Below are 15838 nucleotides of genomic sequence, written 5' to 3'. Positions count from 1 at the left end.
GCCAAAAATATAAATAAAGGAGGTATATACGAATGAATTTACAATCTCTCATAATAAGTGTTTTATCATTTTTAGCTTCAACTCTTATTTTTTATACAGTGAGCTATGTATTATTATTAGATTGGTTGCCAAATCACTTACTTATCACTCTTATCATTCTTTCCGCTCTTATGATTTCATTTCTTATTACACGAAAATCAATGAATGAGCCATCTGCAAAAGCAAAATAATAGAGAGGGTGTTCTTCCCCCCTCTCTATTATCATTTCCTAGGAAAGGCTACATACAATTTCAATTCAGCTACAGCCAATAAGGATCTTATCTCAAAATTCAGTTGGAACAAAGAAGTTAAGCGGGAATCAACGCCGAATTGGCAAAGACTATTAATCAACGAAAAATGAGCATCCTCTGCCGATTAAAGTCTCACTTTATCTTTGAAAATTCATTTTTTCACCATACTCTTTAACGATTTGAATTATATTTTGAAACACGCCTATTTTTTCTTTTTCACTGTTTAATATTTTCAAATCATACTTTTCGTAATATGTTTCTAATGATTTTAATTGTGATTCTGAAGCACCTTTTATCGGAACAGTAGCATGCAATTCATATTGCTTATACCCTTCCTTTACTTTTTCACCTAAAATCATTTCACTCTCTTTTGCTCCAATTAATTTTTGAACTTTTTCTGGGAAAGTGAGTTGCAAATAATACTCTCGTTCCTTCACTAACTTGTTATATAGTGATTGTGAAATCGTATACCGTACCATATAATTCACGTTTTGATCGCCCGCTTTAATATGAAACGCAGTAATCTGCAAATCTTTTTTTGTTACTTCCGTTAAAGGACCTACCTGCATCTCATCTTCTTTTTGTTCTGAAACATTTGGAAATATAGCCAAAAGCTTTTCCGTATCTTTTTCATTCAACATATACATAGCTTTCTTATATTGCACCCATCCTCGTCTATCTTCTCCCCTTAACCATGCATAATAAGTTTCTTTTTTCCCATCTCTACTAATTTGTATTTCATATTCAGGTTCACCGAAGCTTCCGGTTATTTCTTGTTTCTCAGCTTTATCCAAAATGTCTATTACTAACTTCGCTTCTGATTCCTGCAACTTTTTCTCTTTATGTTTTTTTTGTATAACGGTTACCCCAATTGTTTCTTTCACTTCATTCACCGTCTCTTCTACTTTTTTTGTTTCTTTTTTTTGCTCAGCTTGACCACAAGCTGCTAGTAACATAACAAATAACAACAATACATATTTCCCTTTCAAATTAATCCTCCTTTTACGATAAGAAATTCTTATAATCTTCATACATAAAACAAAAACGTGACATCCTATTAAATAAGTTATACTAATCATTGAAAGGAGGTCTTTATCATGTCCATTAATTTTCATGATCCAAATAATAAATACACATACGCAACAAGAAACGCTCATATTTCTTGGGCTGAAATGGTAAAAAACATTACAGACATACAAAACAAGCAAATAATTGATATTGGCTGCGGTGGCGGGATTTATACGAAAGAACTTGCTCTTATGGGAGCCAAAAATGTTGTGGGACTTGATTTTTCAAAAGAAATATTACAAGCTGCAAAAGAAAAATGCGGCAACATTCCAAATATTTCTTTCATCCACGGTGATGCACATAATATCCCATACCCTAATGAAACATTCGACATAGTTATTTCTCGTGCAGTTATTCATCATTTACAAGACATTCCTACATTTTTATGTGAAGCTTCTCGTATATTAAATAAAAACGGTGTACTTATTTTACAAGATCGAACGATTGAAGATTGTACAGTTCCAGGAAGTCCCGAATACATTCGTGGATATTTTTTCTCTATATTTCCAAAACTCATTGAAATAGAGTCAAAAAGACGTCCAAAAACCAACACGATACAGAAAGAATTACAAAAACATTCTCTTCACGTGCTTCCCACACAAACACAATGGGAAGTACGAAAAATACATGATTCTGTAGAAGCATTACTACAAGATTTATCTCCTCGAACAGGTCGATCCATTCTATATGAGTTAACAGATGATGAACTTTCTCAACTTCTACAACATATACAGACCGCATTACAAAACGTCTCTCCTATTATTGAAAGAGATCGATGGACAATTTGGAGCGCCATGAAGTTGTAAGGAAGGAAGCCTCACAAAATAATGTGAGGCTTCCTTTCTTTCATAATCTAATTTTGCAACACTCTTGATATCCTCCACTTCTGGCCTGTGCACTTCCACACTTCGGACATACTAAATATCTAGACTGATTTGTCAACAAACTACCTTTTTGAAAGAGTAAAACTTCTGCTTGTTTAAACGAACGCGAATAATATAACCACATAAAACCAATTATAGCAATAATGCCAAATAATACTCCCATCGCAAGCATTTCAGTCACCTCTTTTGGTTTGTTCTTTCCAGCAAGTGGATTGTTGTAATATTCTCTGTAAATTCAAATAATCCCTTCTTTAATCCTATAAATATCAACTTTCTCTATAAATTTTACAATTCTCCACAAATTTTTACTCCCATTTTACAATTCATTATTCCTTTTGCAACAACGAATATTACTTTCGATATTTCCGTATATAAATATATCTTTCAAAAAACATATTGACTTTCTAAAAAAAACATGCAACAATACTGTCAGAATACTTGAATAAAAATTCATTGACGAGAACGAGTACGTTATAGAACTGTTCCCCAGAGAGTTGGCGATTTGCTGAAAGCCAACGTTCAGTGCGTAACCGAAAATCATCTCCGAGAAGTAGAACCGAATGTTACAGTAAGTTCTTACCGGCCGTCCCCCGTTACAAGGAACACGTATCATGTTGTACGTTGCAAAGCCGTATACATATAGATTTATTTCTACATGTGTAAATTAGGGTGGTATCGCGGGTAAATATAACTCGTCCCTTTCTTTAGGGACGAGTTTTTTGTGTTCTTACAAATGAATTTAAAAAAGGAGGAAAAACAATGAACACTGTATCAAAAAAACATATTTTTTTCACGGGTCTTATGCTATTTTCTTTATTTTTTGGGGCAGGTAATTTAATTTTCCCTCCCATGCTTGGACAAAACGCAGGTGAAAACTTTTGGCCAGCAATGATTGGATTTTTACTAACAGGAGTTGGCTTACCACTACTAACTGTTATCGCAATTTCTCTATCAGGAAATGGGATGCAGCAACTCGCGAGTCATGCCCATCCATTATTCGGAATTTTCTTTACAGTAGTTGTATACATTGCCATCGGTCCATCCATGGGCATCCCACGTGTTGCAAATGTCGCTTATGAAATGGGTGTTAGTTCTTTCTTACCAGAAACAATCCGCTCTAGCAGCCTAGTGCTATTTGTATATACAATCATATTCTTTACTTTCGTATTTTGGCTGAGTTTAAATCCATCTAAACTTGTCGATCGTATTGGAAATATATTAACACCTATTTTATTACTCTCAATTTTCTTATTGTTTGTTAAAAGTGTCTTTACACCAATTGGGCAATCAGGACCAGCTATGCAAGAGTATCAAACTTCTCCAATCTTCAAAGGCTTTATGGAAGGGTACTTAACAATGGACACCATTTCAGCACTTGCATTTGGAATTATCGTTGTAAATGCAATTCGCTCTAAAGGTGTGAATGATCGTAAGTCCATTGCCATCGCCACAGCAAAAGCAGGGCTTATTGCCGCTACAGGACTCGTACTTGTATATGGTGCACTCGGCTGGCTGGGGGCAACTAGTGTCTCTCTCGGATATGCAAAAAATGGTGGACAGCTACTTACTGTTATCGTACAACAATTATTCGGTCCGTATGGTTTGCTCCTATTATCTCTTATCGTTACACTCGCTTGTTTAACGACATGCGTTGGACTCGTATCTGCGTGCAGCCAATATTTTTCAACATTATTGACTACATTTTCATACAAAACATTCGCGAGTATCATTTGCGCATTAGGATTATTAGTTGCCAACTTAGGTTTAACGAAAATTATCGCAATCTCTGTTCCAATTCTACTTGTTGTGTATCCAATTGCGATTGTACTCGTACTACTATCGTTACTTCATAAATACTTCGGTGGATATCGCTCTGTTTATGTATGTGCTTTAATCGGATCAGCTGTAGTGAGCGTATTTGATGGATTAAAACAAGGTGGTATTTCAGTTTCATTCATCACACCATATTTTGAATTTATCCCTTTATATAATGAAGGAATCGGTTGGCTAATACCAGCATTAGCAGGAGCTCTTCTTGGCCTTACAATCGCTAAGTTAAGCGGTACGAAAAAAGTTCCATTACTAATCGAATCTAACGAAGTAAAAGCCTCCTAAAAAAACTCCCAAAAGGGAGTTTTTTTACATTTGATAAGCAGTATGATTAAAACTGCTTATTTTATAAGCTTTCGTATAATATTCAATATTTGTATCAACTGTTTCTACCTTGACAACATCATAGCGCTCTTCTTGCTTTACTAAAAATAAATAGTATTCCTCTGTTGCCTCAATAATCGCAATTTTATCTGTTTCAACATTATATTGTTCACAAAGTGCTTGTAATGCGTTCACATACTCCCCTAATTTTTTAGACTTATCCATTCCGAATATAGTTTGAACTAACATATACATTCTCCCCTTTATATGTACTGTTAACACCTTAATGATAACGCTTACATTATTTATCGTCAATAAAAACATTCGATGGTTTTAACGCCAAATCTATATTGTAGCGAGCCAATAATCAGCGAGGAATTCCCCGCCAATTAAAGCTTCACTTTATCACTTCGTTAATTGATGCCTAAATGCATAAATAACTGCCTGAGTACGATCACTTACATTCAATTTATTTAATATATTACTCACATGTGTCTTTACCGTTTTCAGTGCAATAAATAACTCGTCCGCAATCTCTTGATTACTTTTTCCCTCTGCAATTAATAACAAAATCTCAAATTCTCTTTCCGTTAAGTCATCATGCAAAGGTTGCTCTTTCTTTTGACGCATACGGGACATCATTTTCCCGGTAACTTTCGGCTCTAATACTGTTTCTCCATCATAAGTAGCTCGTACAGCATCAGCAATATCACTTGCTCTTGATGTTTTTAATAAGTAACTGGTCGCACCAGCCTCAATAACAGGGTACAATTTTTCGTCATCTAAAAAGCTTGTTACAACTACAATTTTTGCTTCTGGCCATTCTTGAATAATAGCACGTGTTGCTTCGACGCCATCCATCTCATCCATAACAAGGTCCATTAAAATAATATCCGGTCTTAATTGCAATGCTAATTCTGATCCTTTTCGTCCATTCTCAGCTTCCCCTACTACTTCAATATCTGGCTGTGTAGATAAATATGCCGATACACCCATACGAACCATTTCATGATCATCGACAAGCAATACTTTTATCATACTTCTCCCCCTCTCTCAATCATAATCGGTATTTTTACTTCTATTTGTGTACCTTTGGCCGGGAAACTAAGCACCTTGAGTGTCCCACCAATTTCATGAACACGCTCTTGCATCGATCTTAGGCCATATGAACCTGCCTTATTAACGCCTACTTCAAACCCAACGCCGTCATCAATAATTTTTAAAATCGCATATTGATCAATTTTTCGAAGGCGCACTTCTGTTTTCTTTGCCTTCGCGTGTCGCAACGTGTTTGATAACGCTTCTTGCACAATACGGAATAAATGATCTTCTACACCTTTTTTTAATTCTATTGGCTCAATAAGCCATTCAATTTTCATATGTTGTTTTCGCGATAATTCCGTTAATAATTCCTCTATACCTTCTGTCAGTTTCTTACCTTCCAATTGTACAGGACGTAAATGAAGGAGCAATGCTCTCATTTCTGATTGAGCATTTACAACCATATTTTCAACAAGTTGTAATTGTTTTTTTGTCACATCTGGAAATTCAGTTATTTGTTCATTAATCGCTGACATCATCATCGACATTGCGAAAAGCTGCTGACTTACTGAATCATGCAACTCCCTTGCTAAACGATGCCTTTCTTGAGAAATTGCTTCTTGTCTCATCTCTTCATTCCAATGAGCTCGTTCATTCGTTACTTTTTGAAAGAGTCCAGCTTGCTCCTCTAATCGACGAGCCAGAACGATCACTTTTCGTTCCACTTCATGAAATTCATCATCTGCAGTAAACGAAACATCGCTCGGAAAATTCCCTCGCTCTACTTCAAATAGAAACGTATTTAATCCTTGTATACGCTGCTCTATATAGTAACCGATTGCATATCCTACAATTCCCCCAATAAGTAAACTTGTAGTCATAATAAACAAGCCAATTGGAACAGAAGCGATGGATTCCTTCCATAATAAATCATACACTTGTTGCTCGCTTTTCCATACATATACAATTGTACAAATGAGTGCGATACTAACTGAGGACAACATAGAATAACGAATATACATCCACGAAATATTTTTTTGTTTCTTCATTATACTTTCCTCACTTCCGTGTCGCCTACGACAAGCGAAGAAATAATTTTAATACGACGAGGAGCCTCTTTATACTGCTCTGTTCTAAATGTAACATTGCGGTTAAACCCTGTCTCTTCATGACCTGGCAAGAGCACACGTCCGACAATAACAGAATGATTTAAAGAAAGTTCAATATCATATGGCACATATAAACGAATATTACCAACGACACCCCGAATAACAATTACCGTTTCCCCTTCTGGAATCATAGCAGTAGTTAAATCTATTTCCACATCACAAGCACCGTATTGAACATTAATATCCTCAAGTTCATAAATATGATCCATCATTCGTACATTGCCTACAAACATATTTTTCAAATATGGTTCTGTACGATATATTTGCTTCTCTTCGTCTATAATCCCTTTTTCTTTAATTTCAACCTTCATTGCTTTTTGCTGATGCCCTTGTTGAATCAATTGATAACCAATTAAAGCTAAACAAGCAAATACGACAAGAACAAATGCTGCTGATGAAAATAAGAAGAATAAAAATACGATACCACCAACAAATAAAAATACATTTCCCCGTACATAACGATTCTTTTTACGATAATGCCTTCCAAACATAAGCATAATAAATGCAAAAATGAGACCACCTGGTTCAAAATGTCCAAGTATCATATCAAGAAAAAGACCGAATCCAAATATGATGAGGAGCATCCCCATTAATTGTGTCTTTGAAAAATGTTTCTTCATTTCAGCTCCCCCCTTCTTGTCACATATACATAGAAGAAAAGGCATTGCTTTCCAACACCTTTTCTCCTATCACTATATCATAAGCCTGTTTTATAATATACTACTATTATTTTGTTAACTCTTTCGTTAACGATACATCATTCTTTTCTTTCATTTCACGCTCAAGTTTTGCAATTTTCATATCAAATGTGTCACGCTCATGTTCTTCATTCATACGAGTTTCTAAGTCACGAATGTGATCTTCAATTTCTTCAAATCGTAAGAACGGATTATTTTCATCCATTTTATGCATCGCAGTATTCATACGACGATTTGCATGTGCCATATTTTCACGTGCCATTAGTTCCATACGCTTTGCGTGCATTTCTTTTAATTTATTTTTCATTTCAGAAAGACGACGCTCTAACTCATCAATTTGCTCTACAACACCTGCATACATTTCTTCTAATCGAGTTACTTGCCCTTCATAATAAGCTACCTCTTCTAACGCACGTTCGTGCAATTGTAATTCGCCTGCTTCTTGAGCAATGATAGCTTGCTTTGATCTTTTGTTAACGAAATAACGTGCTTGCTCAAGCTCACGAGCAAAGTTAGATTTTAATGTTTTATGACGTTCAATTAACTTCTCAATTTTTGTTATTTCACGCTCACTATCACGTAAATATTGGTTTAACATCGCAATTGGATTTTTTCTTTCCTTCTCATCTAACACGTTATGAAAATCAGCTAAAATTGCATCGCGTACACGTCCGAATAAAGATTGTTTCATTATAAATCTTCCTCTCTTCTACTTTATTTATAATTTGATTTATTGTTTTAGTTTTTCATTAATTTGTTCCACTCATCTTCAAAGTTGCTATATGGTTTAGAACTTTCTGGAGCAGATTCAACAACTACATCTTTTTCTTTTTTCCACTCACGGTATCCGTAGTATAAAACCACTAAAGCAGCGATACCGATTAATGCTGGTGAATGAGAAAGCGCAATGGATAAACCGATTAAACCAACAATACCCCAAGCTAACTTTCCAAAAAATGACTTAGCTCGCACAAATGATTTATAGCTCCAATATACAACTCCTGCTCCGATTGCGAATCCTACAATACCAGCAAGACTACCAAGAGCAATTAAAGCCAAAATACCGGCTGCGATAAACGCTAGAAATTGTTTCATCTTGTGCTTGCCTCCCTTCGATTTGATACTCTTATCTTAACTATTTTTTCATCTTTTCATAACGAGCTTAAGAACCGTTTTTAACTCAGACTTAAGACCGAGTCATATTCAGCCCTTTACGCAAAAAAACGTGCAGAGTTTATTCTCTGCACGTTTTTTTAATTACTAACATTCATATTAAATTAAGCTGTTTTATGATACTCTTTTTTCTCAGCTACTTTAGAAAATCTTGGAAATCCAATTAAAATAGAAACAATCCCACATACTCCAACTAAGATTGGATAAAATGCATATGGCAACAATTCAACCGGAGATAACGCTGCAAATCCTGCTGCCGTTAACATTTGGGCACCGTACGGAATTAATCCTTGTACACAACATGAGAAAAGATCTAATACACTCGCTGATTTACGAGGGTCTATTTCATATTGATCTGCAATATTTTTTGCAAGCGGGCCTGTAAAAATAATCGAAATCGTATTATTCGCTGTACACATATTAGTCATACTTACTAAACCAGCAATACCAAATTCTGCACCTTTTTTCGAACGAATATTACGTGTTAATACATTCATTAAATATTGAATACCACCATTATATTGGATTAATTCAACCATACCGCCAATTAATATAGCAAGTAATACTAACTCCATCATACCGCCCATTCCAGTCGTTACACTTTTAAAGAAACTTTCTAACGTGTAACTTCCATCTATAAGACCGATAACACCAGATAATACAGTTCCACCAGTTAATACAATAAGTACATTCCAGCCAAGTAGCGCTGTAATAAGTACTCCTGCGTACGGTAAAATCTTTATCCAATCAAAGCTATGTGCTTTAATTTGCGTGTCACTTCCTGAAGTAACTATTACTAATAGTACAATTGTAATAATAGCCGCTGGTAACACAATTAAAAAATTCGTTTTAAACTTATCTTTCATTTCTGTTCCTTGTGAACGAACAGCTGCGATTGTTGTATCTGAAATAAATGATAAATTATCACCAAACATCGCTCCCCCAACAACAGTAGCCATTGCAAGCGCAATTGAGATATCAGTTTGACCACTAATACCTACAGCAATCGGCGCTAATGCTGCAATTGTTCCCATTGAAGTTCCCATTGCTAATGAAATAAATGCACCAATAACAAAGATTCCAGCTACGATAAATCCTGGCGGTAAAATAGTTAACGCTAAATTAACAGTTGAGTCTACTCCGCCCATTCCTTTAGCAGTTTCAGAAAATGCACCTGCAAGCACAAAAATTAATACCATAATCATAATATCCGGATTTCCTGCACCTTTAGCGAACCGCTCTACTTTCACATTAAAACTTTCTTTACGATTCATCACTAAAGCGACTCCTACAGCAATTGAAATCGCTACAAGTATCGGCAATTTATAGAAATCACCTGTAATAATTCCAGAACCAATAAATAGCGCCAAAAATATCCCAAGTGGTAATAAAGCTAAACCATTTCCTCTCGTTTCTTTCAAAGTACCATCTCTCCCTAATTTCAACCTTTTTCTAATGAATAACAAAAGACCTCTTCCGGTGAGAAGAGGTCTTATACATCTATAAGAAACGCTCTTCTCATCTTTCAAGCACATGCTTGCTGGATTTGGCACAGCACTCTGAAATCGAGTCCGCTGCCGAGGCATCGTAGGGCCAGTCCCTCCGCCTCTCTTTATAAGAAGGTTTCATATTTATTTTTTAATAATAATTTCTTCCCTAACTTTACTCGCTTACAAAACAAAAGTCAATTATTTTTTGTATAGATTTTTTTGGTAATTATACAAAAATTTGAATACAATAATCATTTTAACTTTTCGATTTCTTCTTCCAATATTGAAATCCAATAAAATTCACTATTTTTTATTGCTGCTAATATCCATTTCGTAGTGTACCAAGCTAACTCATACTCTTCCTTCGTGACATCGCCACTTTTATAAGCATCCTCTAGCTCCTCTTCATCTAATACATACACCTTACCGCTAGGTAATAATACTACATCTAAATATAAATCATCAAAATACGGTAAACCACGATCGTCTATTTCATATTCTTTCGTCACATCAATATAATATTGCACTAAATTGTGCCTATCATCTAACATAACTGTAATCGCAAAGTTCTTTCCATTAATGAAATATTGAACCCACGTATACCCATCACTTGCAATACAAATTTCTTTACCATCATATTCTTTACAACTAGGCTCTCTCACCTTTTTTATATCCAGTATTCCGAGCATTCCCTCTTCCACTTGCTTAAGCCTATAACTCTTTTCTATTAGTCTTTTCCACGAAGAACCGTCACCATATTTACGTTTCATTATGTATACTCCTCTTCTATATACAGAAAAGCTCCCACATATTATGTGAGAGCTTGTTCATATTATAATTAAGCAGCTTGACCCTTTTCAGAAATCTCTTTTAAATAAGCTTGTCCTTTTTCAGCGTCATATTGACCTTCCCACTTAGACATAACTACAGCTGCTAAAGAGTTTCCTACAACGTTAACTGCTGTACGAGCCATATCTAAAATACGGTCAATACCAGCAATGAACGCTAAACCTTCAGGTGGAATACCTACTGTACCAAGTGTCGCTAATAATACAACGAATGATACGCCCGGTACACCTGCGATACCTTTTGATGTAACCATTAATACAAGTAATAATGTAATTTGTTGTGTAATAGATAAATCAATACCGTACATTTGCGCCAAGAAAATAGCCGCAATTGCTTGATATAAAGTTGATCCATCTAAGTTAAATGAATAACCTGTCGGAATAACGAAAGATGTAATTGCTTTCGGACAACCGAATTTCTCCATTTTCTCCATGATTTTTGGTAAAACTGTTTCTGAGCTTGCTGTAGAATACGCTAAGATCAGCTCGTCTTTTAAAATCTTAAAGAATTGGAAAATGTTAATTCCAAATATTTTCGCTGTAAGTCCTAAGACAACTACGACGAAGAAGATCATTGCCCCATATACGACAATTAGCAATTTCCCTAATGGAATTAATGAAGCAAGACCAAATGTAGAAACTGTAACACCAATTAGTGCAAACACACCAAATGGTGCAAATTTCATAACTTGGTTTGTTACATAAAACATTGCGTCAGCTACACCTTGGAAAAATTGAAGAACTGGTCTTCCTCTTTCACCAATTGCTGCTACACCTAAACCAAATAGTACAGAGAAGAAGATAATAGCAAGCATATCTCCGTCAGCCAATGACTTCATAATGTTCGTTGGAACAATATTTACAAACGTATCTGCAAATGAATGACTTTGTACTTGCTCTGTCGTATGTGTATATTTCGAAATATCTGTCTTTGTTAACTGCTCCATATTTACGCCTTTTCCTGGTTGGAAAATATTCGCTATTAATAGACCAACAATAATTGCAATTGTTGTAATAATTTCAAAGTAAATAATTGTTTTTCCGCCTAGTCGACCTAGTTTTTTAACATCGCCAACACCAGCAACCCCAACAACAATACTTGCTACAACAATCGGTACAACGATCATTTTAATTAATCGGATGAAAATATCACCAATTGGTTGTAAGTACTTCACAACAGCTGGATTATCAAAGAAAATCGCCCCAACCGCAATACCAAGCGCAAGCCCTATTAATATTTGCCATGCAAGTCCTATTCTTTTCATATTTGTTGTAACCCCCTCTTCGATGTGTCACTCTATCTCTCATTCTATCTCTATAAAACTAAGAAATTAAGAGTATTACATATTATTCGACAATTCACTACATTTTGTCCCTGTTAAAAATCATAAATCAAAATTTAAAATCTGACAACAAAATAACTTTCCCCGAATGCAAATAATTTTCTTGACAAAAAATAAACCCATGTTAGAAAACCTCACATGAGAACGATTCCTTACTAGTGTTTTATTAGCTTTCTAAGTACTATTTCACCCCATAAAAACTATTACTTTCCTCCTGTATTTTACAGATAAATTCCAAAATATACCTTTATTACAGCCATAAATAAAATGTAAGTACTATGACAATTAAAGTTGAAAAATGATAAATTCCGACAAAACTTAGCAATTTTATAAAGTTTTCTTTACATTATGATTACAACGATAGACACTCTTCTTCTTATGATATATAACATTCATAGGGAAAGGAGTCAGACAACTATGAAAAAGAAATTTGCAGCGTTTAGTGTTTTAGCAGCAGGAACGATTTTTGCTTCCCCGTTACTTTCACCCGTATACGCTGAAACAAATCAAGATAAATTATCTAACATTCAATCTGAATTAGAAGGCAAACAAAGTGACTTACAAAATAAATCAGTCGAGAAAGAACAAATAGAAAAAGAAATTCAAGAATTACAGAAGAAAATCGATGAATTAACTACTTCTATTAATAAAAACGAGGCTGAATTAAACGATACAAAAAAAGAAATTAGCAAAACACAACAAGTAATTACTGACAAAAAGAAACATATAGAACAATTACAAACAAACATAGATACACGTCAGGAAGTTATTAAACAACGATTACAATCTATGCAAGAAAAACCGCGTACAAATATCATTACAGAAGTATTAACAAACTCTACAAACATTGCTGATCTTGTTGATAATATGTACTCCGTAAGTTTAATATTAAACAACGATACAGATATTGTAAAAAAACAAACATCTGATCAAAATGCTGTAACTACAGAAAAAGAAGCTGTTGAGAAAAAAGAACAACAACTGAAAGAATCTGAGCAAAAACTAGAACAAAAACAACAAGAATTACAAAATAACCAACAGCAGCAACAGACTCTTATTAACGATCTACATACGAAAGTAGCAAAAGTAGATTCAGAGATTGAAGGATTAGAAGAATCCAAAGGCATTTTAGAAAATCAACGTCAAGCTGTGCAAAAAGCAATTGAAGAAGAAAAACGGGCCGAAGAAGCTCGTAAAGCGGAAGAAGCTCGCCAGGCAGAAGAGGCTCGCAAACAACAAGCTACTAAATCTGCTCAAGCAACTCAAGCAGCTCCAACACCACATGATACAAACATCGGTGGCTTTATCAAACCAGCAGCTGGATCAAAAACTTCCGGATTTGGTGTACGTTCTTTAGATAACCATAAAGGAATTGACATCGCCGCTTCGGGAACGGTTCCAATTATCGCTGCTGCAGATGGCGTTGTTATTCGCTCAGAATTATCATCTAGTTACGGAAACGTAGTGTATTTATCTCACCGTATAAACGGAAAAACATATACGACAGTATATGCTCATATGAATAGCCGTTCTGTATCGAATGGACAAACTGTAAAACAAGGCGATCAGCTTGGATTTATGGGGAACACGGGCCAATCATACGGACAACATTTACACTTCGAACTTCATCTTGGAGAATGGAATGTCGGCAAGACAAACGCAGTCGACCCATCTCCTTATATCGGATTATAAAAAACCTCGGTACCTACCGAGGTTTTTTATTTACACTTCACACAATATAGGCATTCTACATAGACTATAACTAAATGCCTATAGTTTACGAGGTGATCAATATGAATACGCAATTACAACAAAAAATAGAAGAAGCTAGAGCGACATTTATCGGCCGGATATTTACATTTGGCGGATCAGTTTTATTTTTAATCGGTTCATTCCTCGCAGTCACCACAGCCTATAAAGCGTATAATCGTCTATTACATTCAACAACATAAAAAAAGACGGGAGATCCCCGCCTTTTTTTATGCAAACATTTTAAATACACCTATCACATTTAAAAATACAATTATTACAGTTATCGGAATGACATAACGAAGTAAGAAGAACCAAATGTTAAATAACGTTTTCCCCTTCGTTTCCGTCACTTCTAATTCTTTCATCAACAACTCTTTACTCATTTTATTCGGTACAAATAATGAAATAGCTAGTACTCCTAACGGCAGCAATACGTTACTTACCGAAAAGTCGACTAAATCAAAGAATGTTTTCCCAAATATTTTCACGTCACTCATAATCCCAAATGATAACGCTGATGGAATACCGACTGCAAAAATAAGAATACCAATTAATAATGATGCTGACGGACGCTTCTTCTCATTACCTTTCGCAACAGATGCTACTACAATTTCAAGCATTGAAATTGCTGATGTTAAAGTCGCAAAGAAGAATAGAATTAAAAACATAATAAAGAAAAATTGACCAAATGGTATTTTTGCAAATACTGCTGGAAGGACGATAAACAGTAATCCCGGTCCTTCAGTCGGTTTAACTCCTAATGCGAAAATCGCTGGGAAAATTGCTAATCCTGCAAGTACTGTAACAAAAACAGTTAAACTTACAATAGATGTTGCCGATTTCGCTAAATGTTCCTCTTTCTTTAAATACGAACTATACGTTACCATTACCGAGGCACCTACAGTTAGCGAGAAGAAAGATTGTCCCATCGCATATAAAATTGTATCTGCTGTAAGCTTTGAAAAATCTGGTTTTAAGAAGAACTCTACTCCAGCAAAAGCACCATCGAGTGTTAACGCACGAACAATAATCGCAATAAATAAAATAAATAATAGCGGCATCATGTACTTACTTGCCTTTTCTATACCTTTCTCTACACCTTTACTTACAACAAAAATCGTACAAAGCATAAAGATAAATTGCGCTCCAATCGCACTTAACGGATTTGAAATCGTTTCACCGAACAATTGTCCATAATCAGCTACTCCATTCCAGAAACTTCCTGTCACACTATAATATAAATAAAGTAAAATCCATCCACCTACAACGCTATAAAAAGATAGTACACTAAAACAAGTAACAACTCCCATACGACCAATCCAAGGATATAATTTGCTATTTGGCACTAGTACTTTATAAGCTGTGACCGCCTCTTTTTGCGTGCTACGTCCAATAACAAACTCCGCTATTAGAAGAGGCATACCTATAAATAAAGTTAACAGTAAAAATACAAGGAAGAATGCGCCTCCCCCGCCATTACCTGCAACATATGGAAATTTCCATATCGCACCAAGACCTACTGCGGCTCCGGCTGCTGCGAGTACAAAGCCTATTTTCGACGTCCATTGCTGTGTTTCTTTCATCATAAATTCTCCTTTTCTGAATATTTAAACTTTTGTTAATTATACACTTTCATTTCATACTCGCACACCTCCTTTAGAAAATAAAAAAGTCCCCTACACGCAAATATGCATGTAGAGGACGATATATGTAATGTAAATACCGTGGTACCACCTCAATTGGATTGATAAATCCCACTTGTTCAAGTACAGGAATAATTCCGATACTCTATCCTTTTAACGGCGGAACCCGGGTTGCCTACTACAATGTTCAACATACCTCTCGCAAGCCCATTCTGTATAATTTATCGTACCGGGCTCCCACCTAACCCCAGCTCTCTGAACGCATCAAATATACGTACTCTTCTT

Annotated in this window: 17 protein-coding genes, 1 riboswitch and 2 other annotated features (1 of these 20 cut by a window edge); of the genes, 5 read left to right on the top strand and 12 right to left on the bottom strand. The window is 35.3% G+C overall.

Annotated features, from left to right (window positions below; translation table 11 throughout):
• The first annotated feature begins 32 nt into the window (after positions 1 to 32).
• Complete coding sequence (locus MHH27_RS07690; protein WP_001053359.1) at positions 33 to 230, top strand: hypothetical protein; 198 nt, start codon at positions 33 to 35, stop codon at positions 228 to 230.
• Positions 231 to 427: 197 nt separating this feature from the next.
• On the opposite strand, the gene MHH27_RS07685 is transcribed toward MHH27_RS07690, so the two are convergent.
• A complete protein-coding gene (locus MHH27_RS07685) occupies positions 428 to 1279 on the bottom strand; it encodes a hypothetical protein (RefSeq protein ID WP_053564905.1) in 852 nt (283 codons plus the stop codon).
• Between the two features lie 108 nt (positions 1280 to 1387).
• Between MHH27_RS07685 and MHH27_RS07680 the strand changes: the two genes are divergently transcribed.
• On the top strand, positions 1388 to 2164 hold the full coding sequence (locus MHH27_RS07680) for a class I SAM-dependent methyltransferase (RefSeq protein ID WP_340942130.1): 777 nt from the start codon (positions 1388 to 1390) through the stop codon (positions 2162 to 2164).
• A gap of 40 nt (positions 2165 to 2204) precedes the next feature.
• On the opposite strand, the gene MHH27_RS07675 is transcribed toward MHH27_RS07680, so the two are convergent.
• Positions 2205 to 2414: a hypothetical protein gene (locus MHH27_RS07675; RefSeq protein ID WP_000880630.1), complete on the bottom strand. Its 210-nt coding sequence runs from the start codon at positions 2412 to 2414 to the stop codon at positions 2205 to 2207.
• 272 nt (positions 2415 to 2686) lie between these two features.
• Positions 2687 to 2945 (top strand) — a binding site (T-box leader).
• Between the two features lie 56 nt (positions 2946 to 3001).
• Here MHH27_RS07675 and brnQ3 point away from each other — a divergent pair.
• A complete protein-coding gene (gene brnQ3 / locus MHH27_RS07670) occupies positions 3002 to 4357 on the top strand; it encodes a branched-chain amino acid transport system II carrier protein BrnQ3 (protein WP_340942128.1) in 1356 nt (451 codons plus the stop codon).
• A 24-nt stretch (positions 4358 to 4381) separates the two neighbouring features.
• Here the strand turns inward: brnQ3 and MHH27_RS07665 are convergent, their stop codons facing one another.
• From MHH27_RS07665 to gltP, 9 genes are all read right to left on the bottom strand, one after another.
• Positions 4382 to 4720: a DUF3922 domain-containing protein gene (locus MHH27_RS07665; RefSeq protein WP_072939635.1), complete on the bottom strand. Its 339-nt coding sequence runs from the start codon at positions 4718 to 4720 to the stop codon at positions 4382 to 4384.
• Between the two features lie 81 nt (positions 4721 to 4801).
• Entirely contained in the window at positions 4802 to 5434 is a 633-nt protein-coding gene (locus MHH27_RS07660; RefSeq protein WP_000598707.1) for a response regulator, read from the bottom strand.
• Positions 5431 to 6486 (bottom strand): sensor histidine kinase, encoded by a 1056-nt coding sequence (locus MHH27_RS07655; protein WP_340942125.1) that lies wholly within the window; start codon positions 6484 to 6486, stop codon positions 5431 to 5433. Before MHH27_RS07655 ends, MHH27_RS07660 begins: the two co-directional genes overlap by 4 nt.
• Positions 6486 to 7226 (bottom strand): cell wall-active antibiotics response protein LiaF, encoded by a 741-nt coding sequence (gene liaF, locus MHH27_RS07650; RefSeq protein WP_000716094.1) that lies wholly within the window; start codon positions 7224 to 7226, stop codon positions 6486 to 6488. The genes MHH27_RS07655 and liaF overlap by 1 nt, the downstream gene beginning before the upstream one ends.
• Before the next feature lie 106 nt (positions 7227 to 7332).
• A complete protein-coding gene (locus tag MHH27_RS07645) occupies positions 7333 to 7995 on the bottom strand; it encodes a PspA/IM30 family protein (RefSeq protein WP_000814127.1) in 663 nt (220 codons plus the stop codon).
• A 47-nt stretch (positions 7996 to 8042) separates the two neighbouring features.
• A complete protein-coding gene (locus MHH27_RS07640; protein ID WP_000808640.1) occupies positions 8043 to 8399 on the bottom strand; it encodes a lmo0954 family membrane protein in 357 nt (118 codons plus the stop codon).
• Between the two features lie 182 nt (positions 8400 to 8581).
• A complete protein-coding gene (locus MHH27_RS07635) occupies positions 8582 to 9898 on the bottom strand; it encodes a Na+/H+ antiporter NhaC family protein (protein WP_000665496.1) in 1317 nt (438 codons plus the stop codon).
• A gap of 94 nt (positions 9899 to 9992) precedes the next feature.
• A riboswitch (SAM riboswitch) is annotated at positions 9993 to 10098 on the bottom strand.
• A gap of 120 nt (positions 10099 to 10218) precedes the next feature.
• Positions 10219 to 10737 carry a DUF402 domain-containing protein gene (locus MHH27_RS07630; RefSeq protein ID WP_063546925.1) on the bottom strand — a complete coding sequence of 173 codons (519 nt, stop codon included), beginning with the start codon at positions 10735 to 10737 and terminating at the stop codon, positions 10219 to 10221.
• Positions 10738 to 10805: 68 nt separating this feature from the next.
• The gene (gene gltP, locus MHH27_RS07625) at positions 10806 to 12080 is read right to left on the bottom strand and encodes a glutamate/aspartate:proton symporter GltP (protein WP_000821126.1); all 1275 of its coding nucleotides are present in this window, start codon (positions 12078 to 12080) and stop codon (positions 10806 to 10808) included.
• A 495-nt stretch (positions 12081 to 12575) separates the two neighbouring features.
• On the opposite strand from gltP, the gene MHH27_RS07620 reads away from it, so the two are divergent.
• Complete coding sequence (locus MHH27_RS07620; RefSeq protein WP_000726083.1) at positions 12576 to 13850, top strand: murein hydrolase activator EnvC family protein; 1275 nt, start codon at positions 12576 to 12578, stop codon at positions 13848 to 13850.
• A 101-nt stretch (positions 13851 to 13951) separates the two neighbouring features.
• Positions 13952 to 14110, top strand: a complete 159-nt coding sequence (locus MHH27_RS07615) for a hypothetical protein (protein WP_001095997.1) — start codon at positions 13952 to 13954, stop codon at positions 14108 to 14110.
• Between the two features lie 27 nt (positions 14111 to 14137).
• On the opposite strand, the gene MHH27_RS07610 is transcribed toward MHH27_RS07615, so the two are convergent.
• The gene (locus MHH27_RS07610) at positions 14138 to 15493 is read right to left on the bottom strand and encodes a sodium-dependent transporter (RefSeq protein WP_000665433.1); all 1356 of its coding nucleotides are present in this window, start codon (positions 15491 to 15493) and stop codon (positions 14138 to 14140) included.
• Positions 15494 to 15604: 111 nt separating this feature from the next.
• Positions 15605 to 15838 (bottom strand) — a binding site (T-box leader); it runs 15 nt beyond the window's last position.

Origin of the sequence: Bacillus sp. FSL L8-0152, assembly GCF_038006365.1 — a bacterium.
GTDB lineage: Bacteria > Bacillota > Bacilli > Bacillales > Bacillaceae_G > Bacillus_A > Bacillus_A cereus.
Note: the sequence above shows the minus strand (reverse complement) of the source record. Positions and strands in the feature narration are given on the sequence as shown.

Coding starts and splice junctions, on each gene's coding strand:
- MHH27_RS07690 (WP_001053359.1), top strand. CDS start 33: ATGAATTTACAATCTCTCATAATAAGTGTTTTATCATTTTTAGCTTCA.
- MHH27_RS07680 (WP_340942130.1), top strand. CDS start 1,388: ATGTCCATTAATTTTCATGATCCAAATAATAAATACACATACGCAACA.
- MHH27_RS07675 (WP_000880630.1), bottom strand. CDS start 2,414: ATGCTTGCGATGGGAGTATTATTTGGCATTATTGCTATAATTGGTTTT.
- brnQ3 (WP_340942128.1), top strand. CDS start 3,002: ATGAACACTGTATCAAAAAAACATATTTTTTTCACGGGTCTTATGCTA.
- MHH27_RS07665 (WP_072939635.1), bottom strand. CDS start 4,720: ATGTTTTTATTGACGATAAATAATGTAAGCGTTATCATTAAGGTGTTA.
- MHH27_RS07660 (WP_000598707.1), bottom strand. CDS start 5,434: ATGATAAAAGTATTGCTTGTCGATGATCATGAAATGGTTCGTATGGGT.
- MHH27_RS07655 (WP_340942125.1), bottom strand. CDS start 6,486: ATGAAGAAACAAAAAAATATTTCGTGGATGTATATTCGTTATTCTATG.
- liaF (WP_000716094.1), bottom strand. CDS start 7,226: ATGAAGAAACATTTTTCAAAGACACAATTAATGGGGATGCTCCTCATC.
- MHH27_RS07645 (WP_000814127.1), bottom strand. CDS start 7,995: ATGAAACAATCTTTATTCGGACGTGTACGCGATGCAATTTTAGCTGAT.
- MHH27_RS07640 (WP_000808640.1), bottom strand. CDS start 8,399: ATGAAACAATTTCTAGCGTTTATCGCAGCCGGTATTTTGGCTTTAATT.
- MHH27_RS07630 (WP_063546925.1), bottom strand. CDS start 10,737: ATGAAACGTAAATATGGTGACGGTTCTTCGTGGAAAAGACTAATAGAA.
- gltP (WP_000821126.1), bottom strand. CDS start 12,080: ATGAAAAGAATAGGACTTGCATGGCAAATATTAATAGGGCTTGCGCTT.
- MHH27_RS07620 (WP_000726083.1), top strand. CDS start 12,576: ATGAAAAAGAAATTTGCAGCGTTTAGTGTTTTAGCAGCAGGAACGATT.
- MHH27_RS07615 (WP_001095997.1), top strand. CDS start 13,952: ATGAATACGCAATTACAACAAAAAATAGAAGAAGCTAGAGCGACATTT.
- MHH27_RS07610 (WP_000665433.1), bottom strand. CDS start 15,493: ATGAAAGAAACACAGCAATGGACGTCGAAAATAGGCTTTGTACTCGCA.